At 71.8% G+C, this 20,452-nt stretch carries 15 protein-coding genes; 11 read left to right on the plus strand and 4 right to left on the minus strand.

Annotated elements, in window-relative coordinates:
* The first annotated feature begins 83 nt into the window (after positions 1-83).
* Positions 84-1,949, plus strand: coding sequence for a translation elongation factor 4 (gene lepA, locus ACIBNE_RS09185; protein WP_399270826.1), 1,866 nt, complete (start codon positions 84-86; stop codon positions 1,947-1,949).
* 334 nt (positions 1,950-2,283) lie between these two features.
* Positions 2,284-4,170, plus strand: a complete 1,887-nt coding sequence (locus tag ACIBNE_RS09190; RefSeq protein WP_399270827.1) for an AMP-dependent synthetase/ligase — start codon at positions 2,284-2,286, stop codon at positions 4,168-4,170.
* Positions 4,171-4,254: 84 nt separating this feature from the next.
* Here the strand turns inward: ACIBNE_RS09190 and ACIBNE_RS09195 are convergent, their stop codons facing one another.
* Together ACIBNE_RS09195 and ACIBNE_RS09200 are read right to left on the minus strand one after the other, a co-directional pair.
* Entirely contained in the window at positions 4,255-4,836 is a 582-nt protein-coding gene (locus ACIBNE_RS09195; RefSeq protein ID WP_399270828.1) for a two-component system response regulator, read from the minus strand.
* A 13-nt stretch (positions 4,837-4,849) separates the two neighbouring features.
* The gene (locus ACIBNE_RS09200) at positions 4,850-8,959 is read right to left on the minus strand and encodes a HAMP domain-containing protein (protein WP_399271274.1); all 4,110 of its coding nucleotides are present in this window, start codon (positions 8,957-8,959) and stop codon (positions 4,850-4,852) included.
* Between the two features lie 188 nt (positions 8,960-9,147).
* Between ACIBNE_RS09200 and ACIBNE_RS09205 the strand changes: the two genes are divergently transcribed.
* Positions 9,148-11,088, plus strand: a complete 1,941-nt coding sequence (locus tag ACIBNE_RS09205; protein ID WP_399270829.1) for a SpoIIE family protein phosphatase — start codon at positions 9,148-9,150, stop codon at positions 11,086-11,088.
* A gap of 79 nt (positions 11,089-11,167) precedes the next feature.
* Positions 11,168-12,400 (plus strand): radical SAM family heme chaperone HemW, encoded by a 1,233-nt coding sequence (hemW, locus tag ACIBNE_RS09210; RefSeq protein WP_399270830.1) that lies wholly within the window; start codon positions 11,168-11,170, stop codon positions 12,398-12,400.
* A gap of 137 nt (positions 12,401-12,537) precedes the next feature.
* Here hemW and ACIBNE_RS09215 read toward each other — a convergent pair whose 3' ends face one another.
* Complete coding sequence (locus ACIBNE_RS09215; RefSeq protein WP_399270831.1) at positions 12,538-13,347, minus strand: DUF3097 domain-containing protein; 810 nt, start codon at positions 13,345-13,347, stop codon at positions 12,538-12,540.
* A gap of 10 nt (positions 13,348-13,357) precedes the next feature.
* Positions 13,358-14,092 (minus strand): MBL fold metallo-hydrolase, encoded by a 735-nt coding sequence (locus ACIBNE_RS09220; protein WP_399270832.1) that lies wholly within the window; start codon positions 14,090-14,092, stop codon positions 13,358-13,360.
* A 188-nt stretch (positions 14,093-14,280) separates the two neighbouring features.
* Here ACIBNE_RS09220 and hrcA point away from each other — a divergent pair, with 188 nt between their 5' ends.
* The 7 genes from hrcA (at position 14,281) to ACIBNE_RS09255 (ending at position 20,439) form a co-directional block, all read left to right on the plus strand.
* A complete protein-coding gene (hrcA, locus tag ACIBNE_RS09225; protein ID WP_399270833.1) occupies positions 14,281-15,297 on the plus strand; it encodes a heat-inducible transcriptional repressor HrcA in 1,017 nt (338 codons plus the stop codon).
* Positions 15,298-16,437: a molecular chaperone DnaJ gene (gene dnaJ / locus ACIBNE_RS09230; RefSeq protein WP_399270834.1), complete on the plus strand. Its 1,140-nt coding sequence runs from the start codon at positions 15,298-15,300 to the stop codon at positions 16,435-16,437.
* Between the two features lie 138 nt (positions 16,438-16,575).
* Positions 16,576-17,643: a nitronate monooxygenase gene (locus ACIBNE_RS09235; RefSeq protein WP_399270835.1), complete on the plus strand. Its 1,068-nt coding sequence runs from the start codon at positions 16,576-16,578 to the stop codon at positions 17,641-17,643.
* The gene (locus tag ACIBNE_RS09240; RefSeq protein WP_399270836.1) at positions 17,640-18,392 is read left to right on the plus strand and encodes a 16S rRNA (uracil(1498)-N(3))-methyltransferase; all 753 of its coding nucleotides are present in this window, start codon (positions 17,640-17,642) and stop codon (positions 18,390-18,392) included. The genes ACIBNE_RS09235 and ACIBNE_RS09240 overlap by 4 nt, the downstream gene beginning before the upstream one ends.
* 84 nt (positions 18,393-18,476) lie before the next feature.
* Positions 18,477-19,067, plus strand: a complete 591-nt coding sequence (locus ACIBNE_RS09245; RefSeq protein ID WP_399270837.1) for a hypothetical protein — start codon at positions 18,477-18,479, stop codon at positions 19,065-19,067.
* A 91-nt stretch (positions 19,068-19,158) separates the two neighbouring features.
* Complete coding sequence (locus ACIBNE_RS09250) at positions 19,159-19,518, plus strand: histidine triad nucleotide-binding protein (protein ID WP_399270838.1); 360 nt, start codon at positions 19,159-19,161, stop codon at positions 19,516-19,518.
* 15 nt (positions 19,519-19,533) lie between these two features.
* The gene (locus ACIBNE_RS09255) at positions 19,534-20,439 is read left to right on the plus strand and encodes a ribonuclease Z (protein WP_399270839.1); all 906 of its coding nucleotides are present in this window, start codon (positions 19,534-19,536) and stop codon (positions 20,437-20,439) included.
* Positions 20,440-20,452: the final 13 nt, after the last annotated feature.

Below are 20,452 nucleotides of genomic sequence, written 5' to 3' on the forward strand. Positions count from 1 at the left end.
GGGCATGGGACCATGGAACCTACGTATCGCTCCTATGACGACCCGAGACGAGACGCCCGGCGTCTCAAGAATCAGGACCCTGCGTGCCCGCGACCCCTACCAACGTGCCCGAGCCGAGCCGTACCGACCCGGCGCTGATCCGCAACTTCTGCATCATCGCGCACATCGACCACGGCAAGTCGACGCTCGCCGACCGCATGCTCCAGCTGACCGGTGTGGTCGAGCAGCGGCAGATGCGCGCCCAGTACCTCGACCGGATGGACATCGAGCGCGAGCGCGGCATCACGATCAAGTCCCAGGCCGTCCGGCTGCCCTGGGCGCCCACCGAGGGCCCGGACGTGTCGAAGACCCACATCCTCAACATGATCGACACGCCGGGACACGTCGACTTCACCTACGAGGTCTCGCGCTCCCTCGCGGCCTGTGAGGGCACGGTCCTGCTGGTCGACGCGGCCCAGGGCATCGAGGCGCAGACCCTCGCCAACCTCTACCTGGCGATGGAGAACGACCTCACCATCGTCCCGGTGCTCAACAAGATCGACCTGCCCGCCGCCCAGCCGGAGAAGTTCTCCGAGGAGCTGGCGAACCTCATCGGCTGCCAGCCGGAGGACGTGCTGAAGGTCTCCGCCAAGACCGGCGTCGGCGTGGACGCGCTGCTGGACCGCGTGGTCCGCGACGTCCCGGCCCCGGTCGGCGTCAAGGACGCCCCGGCCCGCGCGATGATCTTCGACTCGGTCTACGACTCCTACCGCGGCGTCGTGACCTACGTCAGGGTCGTCGACGGCCAGCTCAACAAGCGCGAGCGCATCAGGATGATGTCGACCGGCGCCACCCACGAGCTGCTGGAGATCGGCGTCTCCTCCCCGGAGATGACGCCGTCCGACGGCCTGGGCGTCGGCGAGGTCGGCTACCTCATCACCGGTGTGAAGGACGTCCGCCAGTCCAAGGTCGGTGACACCATCACCAGCCTGCACAAGGGCGCGACCGAGGCGCTCGGCGGCTACAAGGACCCGAAGCCGATGGTCTTCTCCGGTCTGTATCCGCTGGACGGCTCGGACTACCCCGAGCTGCGCGACGCCCTCGACAAGCTCCAGCTCAACGACGCCGCCCTGGTGTACGAGCCGGAGACCTCCGCGGCCCTCGGCTTCGGCTTCCGCGTCGGCTTCCTCGGCCTGCTGCACCTGGACGTGATCCGCGAGCGCCTGGAGCGCGAGTTCGGACTCGACCTGATCGCCACCGCCCCCAACGTGGTCTACCGCGTGGTCATGGAGGACGGCGCCGAGCACACGGTCACCAACCCGAGCGAGTTCCCCGAAGGCAAGATCAGCGACGTCTACGAGCCCGTCGTGCGCGCCACGATCCTCGCCCCGAGCGAGTTCATCGGCGCCATCATGGAGCTGTGCCAGACCCGTCGCGGCACGCTGCTCGGCATGGACTACCTCTCCGAGGACCGCGTGGAGATTCGCTACACGCTGCCCCTCGCGGAGATCGTCTTCGACTTCTTCGACCAGCTGAAGTCCAAGACCCGCGGCTACGCCTCGCTGGACTACGAGCCCACGGGCGAGCAGACCTCCTCCCTCGTCAAGGTCGACATCCTGCTGCACGGCGACAAGGTCGACGCCTTCTCCGCCATCACGCACAAGGACGCGGCCTACGCCTACGGCGTGCGGCTGGTGGCCAAGCTGCGCGAGCTCATCCCGCGGCAGGCGTTCGAGGTGCCCATCCAGGCCGCCATCGGCTCCCGGGTCATCGCCCGCGAGACGATCCGCGCCATCCGCAAGGACGTCCTCGCCAAGTGCTACGGCGGCGACATCTCCCGCAAGCGCAAGCTCCTGGAGAAGCAGAAGGAGGGCAAGAAGCGCATGAAGATGGTCGGTTCCGTCGAGGTGCCGCAGGAAGCCTTCATCGCGGTGCTCTCCAGCGACGAGAGCGGCGGCAAGAAGAAGTAGCCGCTCCTCCGCCGCCCGGCGACCGCTGTTCCGCCGCCCGGCGACCGCTCTCCGCCGTCCGGCGACCGCTTTGCGGACGCCCCGCGAACGGCCCGTGGATGCGCCCGTCCCTCCGGACGGGCGCATCGCGCGTTCCGGACCCCGCACAGGTGGATGGCATATGCACGGAACGGCCCCCCGCCCCGCGCACGCAGGGGTCCTTCGTTATGAAGCGGTGAGCCCTCAGCCCCTTACGCGGGCGGCGCACGCGCTCTACTCTGATCACGGCTCGATAGTTACTCGTGAGTTAAACAACAGCCAGCCGTGGAGCACAGCCGCAGGCCCGGAGGACGTCGTGAGCGACACACAGAACCCGATCGAGAACCGACCGCCCTCCGTGGCGAACCTCTTCATGGAACGCGTGGCGGCCACCCCGGACGGGGAGGCGTACCGCTATCCGGTGCCCTCCGCCTCGGGTGCGGGTCCCGACGACTGGAAGTCGCTGAGCTGGGCGGACGCCGCCCGGCGCGTGAACGCCATCGCGGCCGGCCTGATCCAGCTGGGCGTGGCGCCCGAACAGCGGGTCGCGCTCGCCTCCTCGACCCGGGTCGAGTGGATCCTGGCCGACCTCGGGGTGATGTGCGCGGGCGCCGCGACGACCACGGTCTATCCGTCGACCAACGCGGAGGAGTCCGCGTTCATCCTGTCGGACTCCGAGAGCCGGGTGCTGATCGCCGAGGACGCCGTCCAGCTGGCCAAGGCGCGCGAGCGGCGGGCCGAGCTGCCGAGCCTGAGCCACGTCGTGGTCGTCGACCCCGGCGGCGTACAGCCGGACGACGCGGACCCCGAGGGCTGGGTGCTGACGCTGGCCGAGCTGGAGGAGCGGGGCGCGGCGCTCCTGGAGAAGCAGCCCGACGCGGTCACGGACCGGATTTCGGCGATCACTTCCGATCAGCTCGCGACGCTCATCTACACCTCGGGGACCACGGGCCGCCCCAAGGGCGTCCGGCTGCCGCACGACAACTGGTCGTACATGGCCAAGGCCATCGCCGCGACCGGCCTGTGCACCAAGGACGACGTGCAGTACCTGTGGCTGCCGCTCGCCCACGTCTTCGGCAAGGTGCTGACCTCCGGGCAGATCGAGGTCGGACACGTCACGGCGGTGGACGGCCGCGTCGACAAGATCATCGAGAACCTGCCGGTCGTGCAGCCGACCTACATGGCGGCCGTGCCCCGGATCTTCGAGAAGGTCTACAACGGGGTCGCGGCCAAGGCCAAGGCGGGCGGCGGCGCCAAGTACAAGATCTTCCAGTGGGCGGCCGGGATCTCCCGCGAGTACGCCAAGGTCAGCCAGGACAACTTCCGGCGCACCGGCACCGCGTCGGTGCCCTTCGGCCTCGGCAGCAAGCACAAGGTCGCCGACGCCCTGGTCTTCGCCAAGATCCGGGAGGCGTTCGGCGGGCGGCTGCGGGCCTGCGTCTCCGGCTCGGCCGCCCTCGCGCCCGACATCGGCTACTTCTTCGCGGGCGCCGGCATCCACGTCCTGGAGGGGTACGGGCTCACCGAGTCCTCCGCCGCGAGCTTCGTGAACCCGGGGGAGGCGTACCGCACCGGCACGGTCGGCAAGCCGCTGCCCGGCACCGAGGTGCGGATCGCGGACGACGGCGAGATCCTGCTGCGCGGCCCCGGCATCATGGAGGGCTACCACGGGCTGCCGGAGAAGACCGCCGAGGTCCTGGAGAGCGACGGCTGGTTCCACACCGGCGACATCGGCGAGCTGTCGGTCGACGGCTACCTGCGGATCACCGACCGCAAGAAGGACCTGATCAAGACGTCCGGCGGCAAGTACATCGCCCCGGCCGAGGTCGAGGGCCAGTTCAAGGCGGTCTGCCCGTACGTCTCCAACATCCTGGTGCACGGCGCCGACCGGAACTTCTGCACCGCGCTGATCGCCCTCGACGAGCCGACCATCCTCGGCTGGGCCGAGGAGCACGGCGTCAAGGGGACGTACGCCGAGATCGTGGCGTCCAAGGAGGTCGAGCAGCTGGTCGAGGGCTATGTGAAGCAGCTCAACGAGGGGCTGCAGCGCTGGCAGACGATCAAGAAGTTCCGGCTGCTGCCGCGCGACCTCGACATCGAGCACGGCGAGCTGACCCCGAGCCTGAAGCTGAAGCGCCCGGTCGTGGAGCGCGAGTACAAGGCCCTGATCGAGGAGATGTACGAGGGGTCCCGCGCGGCGTGAGGACCCCGGCACGCCGCGGGGCGTGACGCGACACGGGCCCGCCCCCGTCCCGTACCGAAGTGCGGGACGGGGGCGGGCCCTCCGTCATCCACGAGCGCGGCGCAGGTCGCCCAGTACCTCCTCCACCTGCGCCAACTGCTGCCGCAGCGCCGCCGTGTCGGCGGGTCCTTCGCGCTCCAGGCTCGACTCGATCGCCGAAAGCCGCTCCGCGATCTGGCCGAGCTGCCGCTGCTCCCGTTCCAGCAGGCGTTCCAGCTGCCTGTTCTTGCGGTGGAGCTCCAGGAAGACGTTCACCTTGGCGCGCAGCACCCAGGGGTCGAAGGGTTTGGTGAGGTAGTCCGCGGCCCCGGTGGCGTACCCCCGGAACGCATAGCCGCTGTCGGCCTCCGTCCCGGTCAGGAAGATGATCGGGACGTCCTTGGTCTGGTCGAGCCGTTTGATGTTGGACGCGGTCTCGAACCCGTCCATGCCGGGCATGCGCACGTCCAGGAGCACCAGCGCGAAGGGCTGCCGCAGCAGCGCCTTCATCGCCTCCTCACCCGAACGCGCCCTGACCAGCGGCTCGTTGAGCGACCCCAGGACCGCTTCGAGGGCGATCAAGTTGTCTTCCATGTCGTCCACGAGGAGGATGCTGGCCCGGTCGGCGGCGGGTGCCTCTGTACTCATCGTGTTGTCTGCCTCACGTGGTGACGGGCGGGACGTCGTCCGGCAGCTCCTCGCCGCTCGGCTGTCCCGGGACTACCGCTACGCCGTCGACCTCGGTCTCCCCGATGTCGGTCGTCTCCGCCTCGGGGTCGAGGAGGGCGCAGACGACGCTCAGCAGGCGGTCCACGTCGACGGGTTTCGGTACGTACTTGTTGGCGCCCTGTGCGATCGCCTTCTCCTGGTCGCCCGGCATGGCCTTGGCGGTGAGCGCGACGATGGGCAGGGAGGCCCACATCGGTCGGCGGCGGATGGCTTGGATCGTTTCGTACCCGTCCATCTCCGGCATCATGATGTCCATCAGGATGAGTTCGACGTCGGGGTTGTGCTCCAGGGTCTCGATTCCCTCCCGGCCGTTCTCGGCGTACAGGACCGGCATCCCGACCCGCCCCAGGACGTGCGTGAGCGCGAAGACGTTGCGGATGTCGTCGTCCACGATCAGCACCCGGCGCCCCGGCAGCACCTGGCCCGCCCGGCCCGACTTCCACTCGTCGAGCTTGGTCGTGGTCGGCCAGGCGTCGCCCGGCTCGGCGGGCAGGAGGGGGTGCTCGATGTGCGGACGCCGCTCGGGGACGGTCGACTGGCCGCCGGTCGGCGTCAGTTCGTTCTCGTGGTCCGGCTCGGGCACCAGGTGCCCCGGGTAGACCGCGGGGACGTAGAAGGTGAACGTGGAGCCCTTGCCCGGCTCGCTCGTCGCGACGATGCGGCCGCCGAGCAGTCCGGCGATCTCCCGGCTGATGGACAGGCCCAGGCCCGTGCCGCCGTACTTGCGGTTGGTGGTGCCGTCCGCCTGCTGGAACGCCTCGAAGATCACCGGCAGCTTCTCGGCCGCGATGCCGATGCCGGTGTCGGTGACCGCGAAGGCGATCAGGTCGTCGGTGCTCTTGAGCAGCTGGGCCTCGGTGTCCGCCGCGCGCGAGACGCGCAGTTCGACGCGGCCCGACGAGGTGAACTTGATCGCGTTGGACAGCAGGTTGCGCAGGATCTGCTGGATGCGCTGCTCGTCCGAGAACATGTCGCGCGGCACGTCCTCGCCCACGGACACCTCGAACGCGAGCCCCCGGTCCAGGGTGATCGGGCGGAAGGTGGCGTGGACGTAGTCGAGCAGCTTGATGAGCGGCAGCTTCTTGGGCCGCACGTCCATCCGGCCCGCCTCGATCTTCGACAGGTCCAGGATGTCGTTGATCAGCTGGAGCAGGTCGGAGCCCGAGCGGTGGATGGTGGTGGCGAACTGCACCTCCTGGTCGGAGAGGTGGTCGTCGGGGTTGTCGGAGAGCAGCCTGGCGAGGATCAGCAGCGAGTTCAGCGGCGTGCGCAGCTCGTGCGACATGTTCGCCAGGAACTCCGACTTGTACTGGGAGCTGGTCGCGAGCAGCGCGGCCTTCTCCTCCAGCTCCGCGTTGGAGCGCTGGAGCTCGGCCTGCTGGCGCTGGAGCTCGTCGGAGCGCTCCTGGAGCTGGGTGGCGAGCCGCTGGGACTCGCCGAGCAGCGACTCCGTACGGGAGTTGGCGATGATCGTGTTGATGGCGACGCCGATGGTGTTCACGAACTGGTCGAAGAACGCCAGGTGGACGTCGGAGAAGCGGGAGAACGAGGCCAGCTCGATCACGCCGAGCAGCTTGTCCTCGAAGAGGATCGGGATGATGACGACGCTGGCGGGCGACGCCTCGCCGAGCCCGGAGTTGATCTTGATGTAGTCCGGCGGCGCCTCCTCCAGCAGGATCCGCTTCTTCTCCAGCGCCGCCTGGCGGACCAGGCCGTGGCCCGGCATGCCGGTGGTGTCGATGGTCGCCGACTGCGCGGAGCCGTACCCCGCGATGAACGCCAGGCCCTTGGTGGTGGAAGTGGTGCGGGACGGGGTGCCGTCGTCGTCGGTGTTGGCCAGGAAGAACGCGCCGTACTGCGCGTTCACCAGCGGGGTCAGCTCGCGCAGGATCAGGTCCGCGACCTCCATCAGGTCGCGGTGGCCCTGCATCAGGCCTGCCAGACGGGCCAGGTTGGACTCCAGCCAGTCCTTGGCGCGGGTGGTCTCGCGGAGGTTGGACACCATCAGGTTGATGTTGTCCTTCAGCTCCGAGACCTCGCCCCTGGTCTCGACCGTGATCGAGCGGGACATGTCGCCCTGCGCCACCGCGGAGGCGACTTCGGCGATCGCGCGGACCTGGGTGGTCAGGTTCAGCGCCAGTTCGTTCACGTTCGTCGTCAGGCGCTTCCAGGTGCCGTACACGCCCTCGACGCGGGCCTGACCGCCCAGCTGGCCCTCCGAACCGACCTCGCGGGCCACGCGGGTCACCTCGGAGGAGAACGAGGAGAGCGTGTCGACCATGGTGTTGATGGTGGTCTTCAGCTCCAGGATCTCGCCGCGCGCGTCCACGTCGATCTTCTTGGACAGGTCGCCCTCGGCGACCGCCGTCGCCACCTGCGCGATGTTGCGGACCTGCGAAGTGAGGTTGTCCGCCATGTAGTTGACGTTGTCGGTCAGGTCCTTCCAGACGCCGGAAACGCCCAGCACCTGCGCCCGGCCGCCGAGCCTGCCGTCCGTGCCGACCTCGCGGGCCACGCGGGTCACCTCGTCGGCGAAGGCGCGCAGCTGCTCCACCATCGTGTTGACGGTGTCCTTCAGCTCCAGGATCTCGCCGCGCGCGTCGACCGTGATCTTCTTCGACAGGTCGCCGTTGGCCACGGCGGTGGTCACCTGGGCGATGTTGCGGACCTGACTGGTCAGGTTGGACGCCATGAAGTTGACGTTGTCGGTCAGGTCCTTCCAGACGCCGGACACGCCGCGCACCTGTGCCTGACCGCCGAGGTTGCCCTCGGTGCCGACCTCGCGGGCGACGCGGGTGACCTCGTCGGCGAAGGCGGAGAGCTGGTCGACCATGGTGTTGATGGTCGACTTCAGCTCCAGGATCTCGCCCTTCGCCTCGACCGTGATCTTCTTGCCGAGGTCGCCCTGGGCCACGGCCGTCGAGACGAGCGCGATGTTGCGGACCTGACTGGTCAGGTTGTCCGCCATGAAGTTGACGTTCTCGGTCAGGTCCTTCCAGACGCCGGACACGCCGCGCACCTGCGCGCGCCCGCCGAGGTTGCCCTCGGTGCCGACCTCGCGGGCGACGCGGGTGACCTCGTCGGCGAAGGCGGAGAGCTGGTCGACCATGGTGTTGATGGTCGACTTCAGCTCCAGGATCTCGCCCTGCGCGTCGACCGTGATCTTCTGCGACAGGTCGCCGTTGGCCACGGCGGTGGTCACCTGGGCGATGTTGCGGACCTGACTGGTCAGGTTGGACGCCATGAAGTTGACGTTGTCGGTCAGGTTCTTCCACACCCCGGACACGCCGCGCACCTGCGCACGCCCGCCCAGCTGGCCCTCGGTGCCGACCTCGCGGGCGACGCGGGTGACCTCGTCGGCGAAGGCGGAGAGCTGGTCGACCATGGTGTTGACGGTGAGCTTCAGCTCCAGCAGCTCGCCGGTCGCCTCCACCGTCACCGTACGGGTCAGGTCGCCGCGCGCCACCGCGGTGGTCACCGCGGCGATGTCCCTGACCTGGGCCGTCAAGCGCGACGCCATGGCGTTGACCGCCTCCGTCACGTCCCGCCAACTGCCCGAGAGCCCCTGGACCTTGGCCCGGCCGCCGAGCCGGCCCTCGGTGCCGACCTCGCGCGCGACCTGGGTCACCTCGCCCGTGAAGAGCGACAGCTGGTCGACCATCTTGTTGACGGCCCGCCCCAGACGCCGCAGATCGCCCCTGAGCTGGCGGTTCCCGTCGTGCAGGTCGACCCGCTGGGTGAGGTCCCCGCCGGCCACCGCGTCCAGCACGCGCGTGGCGTTCGCCGCGGGCACCACCAGGGCGTCCAGCAGCGAGTTCGTGTTGTTCACGCTGGACGTCCAGGAGCCCTGCCCCGGGCTCGCCAGCAGCCGGTCGTCCAGCCTGCCGTGCCGGACGACCTCCCGCCGCACGCGCGTCAGCTCGTCCGCGAAGTGCTGGTTGCGGACGGCGATCTGGTTGAACACCGAGAAGAGCTCCGCGGGCATCCCCTCGTGGGTCTCCTCCAGGCGCACCCGGAAGTCGCCGTCCCGCAGGGCCGTCATCACGGCCAGCAGCGGACGGAGCTCCGAGGCGTGGATCCACCCCGCGTCGGACGGCGGCGTCGTGCTGTTTCTGTTCATCTCCGCCCACTTCAGTAACTCGGCGCTTATGGGCACGCTCAGTCTGTCACTCTGTCGGTGTCGCCAGCGGCGCATTGCCAGAACTGCGAGATGCCATTCAGGAGCCGTACGTGGGGTCCGTTCCTCCGCAGCGGGAAACCGCCCAGCGCGCACTGCCCTTCCCCGCCTCCCGGGGCGCGCGGCGGTCCGTCGCCCGGACCAGTCTGCCCGGCAACTGCCTCGCGCCCGGCGCCGGCAGACGGTTCGTCAGGGCCGCGCTCGCCGAGTGGACCGGGCTCGGACTGCCCGCGGCCGCGGGATTCACCGACCGGCACGCCGACGACGCCGTCATCATTGTCAATGAGCTGGTCACCAACGCCGTCGTGCACGCGGGCACCACCGTGGAGCTGGTCTTCCGGCTCGAAGACGCGGTGGACCCGGAACCCGCGGCGCTGGTGCTCGAAGTCTCCGACCACCATCCTGCCCGCACAGTGAGCGGCGAACCGCACTCGGGCGACGCGGCCTGCCCCGCGCCCCACGAATTCGGCCGCGGGCTGCAACTGGTCGCCTCGCTCTCCGAATGCTGGGGCATCACCTACCGCACCGGACTCAAGACCGTCTGGGCCAGACTCCCCCTCGACAGCTGGGACCCCCGCCCGACCCCCGGACTGCGGCCCGCGCTCCAACGCGGGCTGCGCGCCGCCGAGATCCTCTCCCCGGCGCCCCTGCGGGCCGTGCGGGAGGACCGCGACGGCCGGGGCGACCGGGACTGGATCAACCGGGGCGCCCTCTCCTTCCTCGCCGAGGCGTCCGACCTGCTCGCGGGCCAGCTCGACGAGGACATGGTCGCCGCGCTCGCCGGACAGCTGCTCGTGCCCCGCCTCGCCGACTGGTGCGCCGTCTGGCTGGAGGGGGAGGGCGGCGCCGGAGCGACCCGGCTCGCGAGGGTGTGGCACGCCGACGAGTCCCGCATCGAACACCTGCGCACCCTCTTGGAGAAGGAACCGCCCCGCCTTCCCGACACGCTCAGGGGCGGCCCCTTCCCCCTCATGTGGCCCGGCGCGGGCGAGCCGGGAGCCGGGGACGGCACCGCCCTCGCGTACCGCTTGACCACCGGCGGCCGGGCGCTGGGCACCCTGCTGCTCGGACGGCAGGGCATGCAGCGGATCCCGGACGAGGTGACCGCGCTCATCGAGGACCTGGCGCGCCGGATCGCCCTCGCGGTCGGCGCGGCCCGCCGCTACACCCGGCAGGCCACGATCAGCCGGGTCCTCCAGCGCGCCCTGCTGCCCACCCAGGTCGCCGAGATCCCCGGCCTGGCCAGCGCGCTGGTGTACGAGCCGAGCGGCGACGGCGTCGCGGGCGGCGACTTCTACGACATCTTCCAGCCGGGCCAGGGCGACCGCTGGTGCTTCGCGCTCGGCGACGTGCAGGGCAGCGGCCCCGAGGCCGCCGTCGTCACCGGTCTCGTACGGCCCTGGACGCGGCTGCTGGCCCGCGACGGGCACGGCGTCGGCGGGGTGCTCGACCGGCTCAACGAACTCCTCCTCGACGACGCCGTCCAGGCCGCCGACCGGGCCGCCGCACTGGTCGTGGCGGCGGGCGCGGCCGACGGCGGGGCGCCCGCCGAGCGGGACGACGCCCAGCCCCGGTTCCTCTCCCTCCTGTACGGCGAGGTGACACCGCTGCCCGACGGAGGCGTGCGCTGCACCCTGGCGAGCGCCGGACACCCCCTGCCGCTGCTGCTGCGCCCCGACGGGACGGTGGTGGTGCCCGTCGTGCCGCAGGTGCTGCTCGGCGTGGTCGAGGACGTCGGGTACGGCTGCCAGACCTTCGACCTCGCGCCCGGCGACACGCTGCTGTGCGTGACGGACGGGGTCACCGAGCGGCGCTCGGCCGCGCGGCAGGGGGCGCCGCTGTTCGACGACGCGGACGGGCTCGCCGCGGTGTTCGCGCAGTGCGCCGGGATGACGGCGCAGGGGACGGCGGAGCGCATCAAGCGGGCCGTGTACGAGTTCGCCGTGACGCCGCCCGAGGACGACCTGGCGCTGCTGGTGTTCCAGGCGCAGTGAGGGCCCGCGCCCGGGGCGCGCCGCGGGCGGGGACCCGGCCGCGGGAACGGCCCGCCGCGAGGTGCCCGACAATGGGGGCATGCCTTCCGTACTGCCCGATGGTGAGCCCGTGCCCGACGACGGGGCGCTGCCCCCGCACGCCCTGCGGGGCGCGGCGGACCGGCCGCTCGGCTTCTATCTGCACGTGCCGTACTGCGCGACCCGCTGCGGCTACTGCGACTTCAACACCTACACCGCGACCGAGCTGCGGGGCAGCGGCGGGGCGCTGGCCTCCCGCGACAACTACGCGGCGACGCTGACCGAGGAGGTCAGGCTGGCCCGCAAGGTGCTCGGCGACGACCCCAGGCCCGTGCGGACGGTCTTCGTCGGCGGCGGCACGCCGACGCTGCTGGCCGCGTCCGACCTCGTACGGATGCTGGCGGCCGTCCGCGAGGAGTTCGGGCTCGCGGAGGACGCCGAGATCACCACCGAGGCGAACCCCGAGTCGGTGGACCCCGCCTACCTCGCGGAGCTGCGGGAGGGCGGCTTCAACCGGATCTCCTTCGGGATGCAGAGCGCCCGGCAGCACGTGCTGAAGGTCCTCGACCGCACGCACACGCCGGGGCGGCCCGAGGAGTGCGTGGCCGAGGCGCGGGCGGCGGGCTTCGAGCACGTCAACCTCGACCTGATCTACGGCACGCCCGGCGAGAGCGACGACGACTGGCGGGCCTCGCTCGACGCGGCGATCGGGGCGGGGCCCGACCACGTCTCCGCGTACGCGCTGATCGTCGAGGAGGGCACGGGGCTCGCCCGTCGCATCAGGCGCGGGGAGGTGCCGATGACCGACGACGACGAGCACGCGGACCGGTACCTCATCGCGGACGAGGTCCTGTCGGGGGCGGGGTTCTCCTGGTACGAGGTGTCCAACTGGGCGACCTCCGAGGCGGGGCGCTGCCTGCACAACGAGCTGTACTGGCGCGGCGCGGACTGGTGGGGCGCGGGGCCCGGCGCCCACTCGCACGTGGGCGGGGTGCGGTGGTGGAACGTCAAGCACCCGGGGGCGTACGCGCAGGCGCTGGGCGAGGGGCGGTCGCCCGGGGCAGGGCGGGAGGTCCTCTCCGCGGAGGACAGGCGCGTGGAGCGGGTCCTGCTGGAGCTCCGGCTCCGGGAGGGGTGCGGGCTCGACCTGCTGCGGGAGGCGGGGCGGGCGGCCGCGCGGGCGGCCGTCGACGAGGGGCTGCTCGACGCGGAGGCGCACGCGGAGGGGCGGGCGGTGCTCACCCTGCGGGGGCGGCTGCTGGCGGACGCGGTGGTACGCGATTTGGTGGACTAGGTCCGGGCGGGGTGCGCGTCCCGTTGCACGGGGGTGCGCCGCGTTTCGCCTCCGGCGGGCTGCACCCCACCCCGCCCCTGAAGGGGCAAGGGGCGGGGTGGGGAACGCCCCGCGCAGCGGAACCCGCACCCCGCCCCCTACCCCCGCGGTGCCGTCACGAAGTCGATCAGCTCCTCCACGCGGCCCAGCAGCTCCGGCTCCAGGTCCTTGTACGACCGGACGCGCGACAGGACGTGCTGCCACGCCGCCCCGGTGTTCCGGGGCCACCCCAGCGCCTCGCACACCCCCGTCTTCCAGTCCTGCCCCCTGGGCACGCTCGGCCACGCCGGGATGCCCACGGACGACGGCTTCACCGCCTCCCAGACGTCGATGTACGGGTGCCCCACCACCAGCGCGTACTCGCTGGTGACCGCCTCCGCGATGCGGGACTCCTTGGAGCCGGGCACCAGGTGGTCGACCAGGACGCCGAGCCGCGCGTCAGGACCGGGGCCGAACTCCGCGACGATCGCGGGCAGGTCGTCCACGCCCTCCAGGTACTCCACCACCACGCCCTCGACGCGCAGGTCGTCGCCCCACACCCGCTCGACCAGCTCCGCGTCGTGCCGCCCCTCCACGTAGATCCGCCCCGCCCGCGCCACGCGCGCGCGTGCCCCGGGCACGGCGACCGAGCCGGACGCCGTACGGGTGGGGCGCGCGGGCGCCGCGCCCGTGGGCCGGGTCAGCGTGACCGTCCTGCCGTCGATGAGGAAGCCGCGGGGGGACAGGGGGAACACCCGGTGCTTGCCGAAGCGGTCCTCCAGCGTGACGGTCCCCGCCTCGCAGCGGATCACCGCCCCGCAGAAGCCGGTCGACACCTCCTCGACCACCAGGTCCACGTCGGCCGCCACCTCGGGCACCGGCTGCGACTTCTTCCAGGGGGGCGTCAGATCGGGGTTGTAGCTGCGCATTCGCGTGACGTTATGACACCGCGAAGCGCCTGGCCAGCTCAGCGCGCTGGTGCCGGACGAACGCCGCGTCGACCACCGCGCCGTGCCCGGGGACGTACACCGCGTCCTCGCCGCCCAGCTCCAGCAGCCGGTCCAGGACCGAAGGCCAGCGGGACCCCACCGCGTCGTCCCCGGCCTGCGGCTCGCCCGACTCCTCGACCAGGTCGCCGCAGAACAGCACCGCGGGCGAACCGGCCGCGCCGGGCACCAGCGCCACCAGGTCGTGGCCGCTGTGCCCGGGGCCCACGTTCACCAGCCGCACCTCCCGGCCCCCGCCCAGCGGCACCGTCCACTCGTCGGCCACCGCCTGCTGCGGCACCACCAGCAGGTCCGCCGCCTCGGCCGCCGCCGCCCCTTCGACCCCGTGCCGCACCGCCGAGGCGCGCAGCTGCTCGGAGCCCGGTACCAGTACCCGGTCGATGCCCGCGGCCCCGTACACCCGCGCCCCCGCGAACACCGCGGTGCCCAGGACGTGGTCGAAGTGCGGATGGCTGAGTGCGATGTGCGTCACCCTGCGGCCCCCGCACAGCGCCTGCGCCTGCGCGCGGATCTCCGCGCCCTCGCGGAGCGTCGCCCCCGTGTCGTACAGCAGGACCGCGTCCTCGCCGACCACGAGACCGGCGGTCGCGTCCCACACCGGCAGCCGCCGCCTGCCGATACCGTCACCGAGCCGTTCCCAGCCGGAGTCTTCCCAACGGATGTCCATGGCGGCGACGCTATCGGCAACACGGCGACGGACACGGGCACGGACGGGGGAACGGTGGCGGCCGCGCGGGCCCGCCCGTGAGACCGGCCTTGCTACGGGCGTACCCGTCGGCCGTACACTGACGGTCAGGATTTGCTGGCACTCGTACGCACAGAGTGCCAAGGGACCAACAGCTGGAGGTGTGCGCGGTGCTCAGCGAACGCAGACTCGAAGTGCTGCGCGCCATCGTCCAGGACTACGTGGGCACGGAGGAGCCGGTCGGCTCCAAGGCCCTCACCGAGCGCCACAACCTCGGCGTCTCCCCGGCCACCGTCCGCAACGACATGGCCGTGCTGGAGGACGAGGGGTTCATCGCCCAGCCGCACACCAGCGCGGGGCGGATCCCCACCGACAAGGGCTACCGGCTCTTCGTGGACCGGCTCGCCGGGGTCAAGCCGATGACGTCGCCCGAGCGGCGCGCCATCCAGAACTTCCTGGACGGCGCCGTCGACCTGGACGACGTCGTGGGGCGCACGGTACGGCTGCTCGCGCAGCTCACCCGGCAGGTCGCCGTGGTGCAGTACCCCTCGCTGACCCGCTCGACCGTGCGCCACGTGGAGCTGCTGTCGCTGGCTCCCGCCCGGCTGATGCTGGTGCTGATCACCGACACGGGCCGGGTCGAGCAGCGCATGGTCGACTGTCCCGCGCCGTTCGGCGAGAGCGCGCTCGCGGACCTGCGGGCCCGGCTCAACAGCCGGGTCGTGGGCCGCCGCTTCGCGGACGTGCCGCAGCTGGTGCAGGACCTTCCCGAATCCTTCGAGGCGGACGACCGGGGAACCGTTTCGACGGTCCTCGCGACCCTGCTGGAAACCCTCGTCGAGGAGACCGAGGAGCGGCTGATGATCGGCGGCACCGCCAATCTCACCCGCTTCGGGCACGACTTCCCGCTGACGATCCGGCCCGTGCTGGAGGCGTTGGAGGAGCAGGTCGTGCTGTTGAAGCTGCTCGGCGAGGCAACGGACTCCGGCATGACCGTACGCATCGGGCACGAGAACGCCCACGAGGGGCTCAGTTCCACGTCCGTCGTCGCGGTCGGCTACGGTTCGGGCGACGAGGCAGTCGCCAAACTCGGCGTGGTCGGACCGACCCGCATGGACTACCCCGGAACGATGGGAGCGGTACGCGCAGTGGCACGTTACGTCGGACAGATCCTGGCGGAGTCGTAAGTGGCCACGGACTACTACGCCGTACTCGGCGTGCGCCGCGACGCATCGCAGGACGAGATCAAGAAGGCCTTCAGGCGCCTCGCGCGCGAGCTTCACCCGGACGTGAATCCGGACCCGAAGACGCAGGAGCGCTTCAAGGAGATCAACGCCGCCTACGAGGTGTTGTCGGACCCGCAGAAGAAGCAGGTCTACGACCTCGGCGGCGACCCGCTGTCCGCCAGCGGCGGCGCGGGTGCCGGTGGCTTCGGCGCCGGTGGCTTCGGCAACTTCTCCGACATCATGGACGCCTTCTTCGGCACGGCGTCGCAGCGCGGGCCCCGCTCGCGCACGCGGCGCGGCCAGGACGCCATGATCCGGCTGGAGATCGACCTCAACGAGGCGACCTTCGGCACGACCAAGGAGATCCAGGTCGACACCGCGGTCGTCTGTACGACCTGTTCCGGTGAGGGCGCCGCGCCCGGGACCTCCGCGCAGACCTGTGACATGTGTCGCGGCCGCGGTGAGGTCTCGCAGGTCACCCGGTCCTTCCTGGGCCAGGTCATGACCTCGCGGCCGTGCCCGCAGTGCCAGGGCTTCGGCACCGTCGTGCCGACCCCGTGCCCGGAGTGCGCGGGCGACGGGCGGGTGCGCTCGCGCCGCTCGCTGACCGTGAAGATCCCGGCGGGCGTCGACAACGGCACGCGGATCCAGCTCGCGGGCGAGGGCGAGGTCGGCCCCGGCGGCGGCCCCGCGGGCGACCTGTACGTCGAGATCCACGAACTGCCGCACTCGGTGTTCCAGCGGCGCGGCGACGACCTGCACTGCACGGTCACCATCCCCATGACGGCGGCGGCGCTCGGCACCAAGTGCCCGCTGGAGACGCTGGACGGCGTGGAGGAGGTCGACATCAGGCCCGGCACCCAGTCCGGCCAGTCGATCCCGCTGCACGGCCGAGGCGTCACGCACCTGCGGGGCAACGGCCGCGGCGACCTGATCGTGCACGTCGAGGTCCAGACGCCCACCAAGCTCGACCCCGAGCAGGAGCGGCTGCTGCGGGAGCTGTCCAAGCTGCGCGGCGAGGAGCGGCCCACGGGCCAGTTCCAGCCCGGCCAGCAGGGGCTGTTCTCCCGGCTGAAGGACGCCTTCAACGGCCGTACGTGAGCCGTATGTAAGCCGTACGTGAGCCGTACGTGAGCTGATTCACCCCGTGCCCGTCCGCTCCGCCCCTCGGCGGAACGGGCGGGCACGGTGCGTGGTGGGCGCGGCGGCGTCCCGTAGTGGCTGTGGGACGATTCGTACATGTTCTTGACCGATCTCTGCCGGTACCCCGTCGTGCAGGCACCCATGGCCGGCGGCGCCTCCTGCCCGGCGCTCGCCGCCGCCGTGTCGGGGGCGGGCGGCCTCGGCTTCCTGGCCGCCGGGTACAAGACCGCGGAGGCCGTGCGCAAGGAGGTCGCGGAGGTGCGCGGGCTCACGCCCAAGCCCTTCGGCGTGAACCTCTTCATGCCGCAGACCGAGCCCGCCGACCCGGCGGCCGTCGACGCGTACCGCCGGCGGCTCGCCGGTGAGTCCCGGGCGTACGAGGCCCCGCTCGGCGACCCCGAGGGCGGTGGGGACGACGAGTTCGACGCCAAGGTCGCCGTCCTGCTGGAGGACCCCGTGCCGGTCGTCTCCTTCACCTTCGGCTGCCCCTCGCGCGACACCCTCGACGCCTTCGCCCGCGTCGGCACGTACACGATCGTCACCGTCACCACGCCCGAAGAGGCCCAGTCCGCGCAGTGGGCGGGGGCCGACGCGGTGTGCGTCCAGGGCATCGAGGCGGGCGGCCACCAGTCCACGCACCGCGACGACCCGCAGACCGACGGCTCCGGCATCGGGCTGCTCTCCCTCGTCCCGCAGGTCCGCGAGACCGTCCAGGTGCCGATCCTCGCCACCGGCGGACTGATGCGCGGCGCGCAGATAGCGGCCGTCCTCGCGGCGGGCGCCGACGCCGCACAGCTCGGCACGGCGTTCCTGGTCTGCCCCGAGTCCGCCGCGCACGACCTGCACAAGCAGGCCATGACCAACCCGCTGTTCGTACGGACCGAGCTGACCCGCGCCTTCTCCGGCCGCCCCGCCCGCGGCCTCGTCAACCGCTTCGTGCGCGAGCACGGCAGGCACGCCCCCGCCGCCTACCCGCAGGTGCACCGGCTGACCAGCGGGCTGCGCGGGGCCGCGGCCAGGGCCGGTGACGCCCAGGGCATGTCGCTGTGGGCCGGACAGGGCCACCGCATGGCCCGCAAGCTGCCCGCGGGGCGCCTCGTCGAGGTGCTCGCCACCGAACTGGACGCGGCGCGCGCCCGGTTCGCCACCGGAGGTGCCAAGTGACCGCTCCCGTCTTCGTCGTCGACCGGGTGCCTGCCGCCGGTCCCTTCCTGCTCGACGGGCCCGAGGGGCGGCACGCCGTCTCCGTGAAGCGGCTCAGGGCGGGCGAGGAGGTCGTGCTCACCGACGGCGCCGGACAGTGGGCCGAGGCCGCGGTCGCCGCCGCCGAGGGCAAGGACCGGCTCTCCCTGGACGTGCGCGCGGTGCACGAGGAGCCCGCGCCCGAGGTCCGGATCACCGTCGTGCAGGCGCTGCCCAAGGGCGACCGGGGCGAGCTGGCCGTGGAGACGATGACGGAGACCGGGGTCGACGCGATCGTGCCGTGGGCCGCGTCGCGGTGCGTCACGCAGTGGCGCGGGGAGCGGGCCGCCAAGTCGTTCGCCAAGTGGCGGGGCACCGCGCGCGAGGCGGGCAAGCAGTCGCGCCGCGTGCGGTTCCCCGAGTTCCCGACCGGACCGGACGCAGCGAGCACCAAGGAGGTTGCGGCACTTCTGGCCAACGCCGACTTCGCCGCCGTACTGCACGAGGACCGCGACTACCCGAGTGCCGCGCTCGCCACCGCCGAACTGCCCGCGAAGGGCGAGATCGTGCTGGTCGTCGGGCCCGAAGGGGGCGTTTCCCCCGAGGAGTTGGCGGCGTTCGCCGAGGCGGGCGCCGCCGCGCACCGGCTCGGCAGGAGCGTGCTGCGCACCTCGACGGCGGGCACGGCGGCCGTCGCCCTGCTGCTGGGGCGCACGGGGCGCTGGGCGTAGTCCGCCGTACGGCTCCCGGCCGCCCGTCGGAGTGGCCGCAAGTGGTCTACCGCGATGCGAGTGCGTGGTGGGATCCTGCCCCGTATGCGGGCATTGAGGCGAGTACGGAACCGTCGCGTTCTGGCCGCGCTCGGCGTCGCGGCCGCCGCGGTGACGGGTCTTTCGGCGTGCGACCCGGTCGGCGGCATGAGCTCGGCCGCCGTGGCGATCACCACCGACCAGGCCGGGACCAAGGCGCTGGAGCGGGACGGGGTCGGCGTGCGGTGGCTGAGCTGCACCGCGGAGATCAACGGCGGCAGCAACGGCAACGGCAACGGCAACCGCAACGGCAGCGCGGCGAACGCCAACAGCAAGGCGTCGCCCAGCCGTTCGGGCCGCCAGGTCGCCGTGGTCGACTGCAACGGCAAGACCGACCGCGACCAGGACATCACCATCACCGGCAAGGTGACCGAGGAGCGCGAGGGCCGCTGCGTGCGCGGCGACCTGACCGCCAAGGTCGCGGGCCGCACGGTCTTCCGGGCCAACGTGCTGGGCAACTGCGCGGGCGACTCCGGGACCACCCCGCGGGCCACCTACCGGCCGCGCCCGTCCGACGACGGCAACGACGACGGCGACGGCCGTCCCCGCTCCACGGTGACCGTCACGGTCACCGAGACGCGGTGGCCGGGGAAGTGAGACGTACGGCCCACCCGGTGATCTCCGGCCTATAGCATGCGGACACGTAACCGCGTATCACCGTGCACCCGTCCGCTAGGAGCCCCGCACCGTGGCAGGAGAACCGCAGGCCGACTGCCTGTTCTGCAAGATCGTCGCCGGTGAGGTGCCGGCCACCGTCGTCCGCGAGACCGGGACGACGCTCGCCTTCCGCGACATCAACCCCCAGGCGCCCACGCACGTCCTGGTCATCCCCAAGGCCCACTACCCGGACGCGGCCTCGCTCGCCGCCGCCGAGCCGTCCGTCGCCGCCGACGTGCTGCGCGAGGCGGGTCAGGTCGCCGTCGACGAGAAGGTCGAGGAGAGCGGCTACCGGATCATCTTCAACACCGGCGCGGGAGCGGGCCAGACGGTCTTCCACGCGCACGCCCACGTCCTGGGCGGCCGCGGCCTCAACTGGCCCCCCGGATAGGCGGGGAGAGCCACCTTGTCCGCACGCGAACTGGTGGTGCTGGGCACCGCGAGCCAGGTGCCCACCCGCCGCCGCAACCACAACGGCTACTTCCTGCGCTGGGACGGCCAGGGCTTCCTCTTCGACCCGGGCGAGGGCACCCAGCGGCAGATGCTGTCCGCCGGGGTCGCGGCCCACGACATCCACCGGATCTGCGTCACGCACTTCCACGGCGACCACTCCCTCGGCCTCGCCGGAGTCATCCAGCGCATCAACCTCGACCAGGTCCCGCACCAGGTCACCGCGCACTACCCGGCGAGCGGACAGCGGTTCTTCGAGCGGCTGCGGTACGCCACCGCGTACCGCGAGAGCGTCGACATCACCGAGGCCCCCGTCGACGCCGAGGGGACGCTGGCCACCACCGCCTCGTACACCCTCGAAACGCGGAAGCTCTCGCACCCCGTCGAGTCCTACGGCTACCGGATCGTCGAGCCCGACGCCCGCCGGATGCTGCCCGAGAAGCTCGCCGAGCACGGCATCGCGGGCCCCGACGTCGGCCGCATCCAGCGCGAGGGCGCCGTCGGCGGCGTCACGCTCGACCAGGTCAGCGAGGAGCGGCGCGGACAGCGCTTCGCGTTCGTCATGGACACCCGGCTCTGCGACGGCGTGCACGCCCTCGCCGAGGGCTGCGACCTGCTCGTGATCGAGTCGACCTTCCTCGACGAGGACGAACGGCTCGCCGTCGACCACGGCCACCTCACCGCGGGCCAGGCGGCCCGCGTCGCCCGCGACGCGGGCGTGCGCCACCTCGTCCTGACGCACTTCTCGCAGCGCTACGGCGACCCGGGGGAGTTCGAACGGCAGGCGAGGGCGGCGGGCTACGAGGGCGAACTGACCGTCGCGGCGGACCTGATGCGCGTCGCCGTCCCCAAGCGGGTCTGAGGCCGCGCACGGG

It is taken from the genome of Streptomyces sp. NPDC050504 (assembly GCF_044458065.1).
Lineage (GTDB): Bacteria > Actinomycetota > Actinomycetes > Streptomycetales > Streptomycetaceae > Streptomyces.

Bases quoted from the DNA above. Each gene is read 5' to 3' on its own strand.
- ACIBNE_RS09195 (WP_399270828.1), bottom strand. From the start codon at position 4,836: ATGAGTACAGAGGCACCCGCCGCCGACCGGGCCAGCATCCTCCTCGTG.
- ACIBNE_RS09200 (WP_399271274.1), bottom strand. From the start codon at position 8,959: ATGACGGCCCTGCGGGACGGCGACTTCCGGGTGCGCCTGGAGGAGACC.
- hemW (WP_399270830.1), top strand. From the start codon at position 11,168: ATGCCTTCCGTACTGCCCGATGGTGAGCCCGTGCCCGACGACGGGGCG.
- ACIBNE_RS09215 (WP_399270831.1), bottom strand. From the start codon at position 13,347: ATGCGCAGCTACAACCCCGATCTGACGCCCCCCTGGAAGAAGTCGCAG.
- ACIBNE_RS09220 (WP_399270832.1), bottom strand. From the start codon at position 14,092: ATGGACATCCGTTGGGAAGACTCCGGCTGGGAACGGCTCGGTGACGGT.
- ACIBNE_RS09235 (WP_399270835.1), top strand. From the start codon at position 16,576: ATGTTCTTGACCGATCTCTGCCGGTACCCCGTCGTGCAGGCACCCATG.
- ACIBNE_RS09245 (WP_399270837.1), top strand. From the start codon at position 18,477: ATGCGGGCATTGAGGCGAGTACGGAACCGTCGCGTTCTGGCCGCGCTC.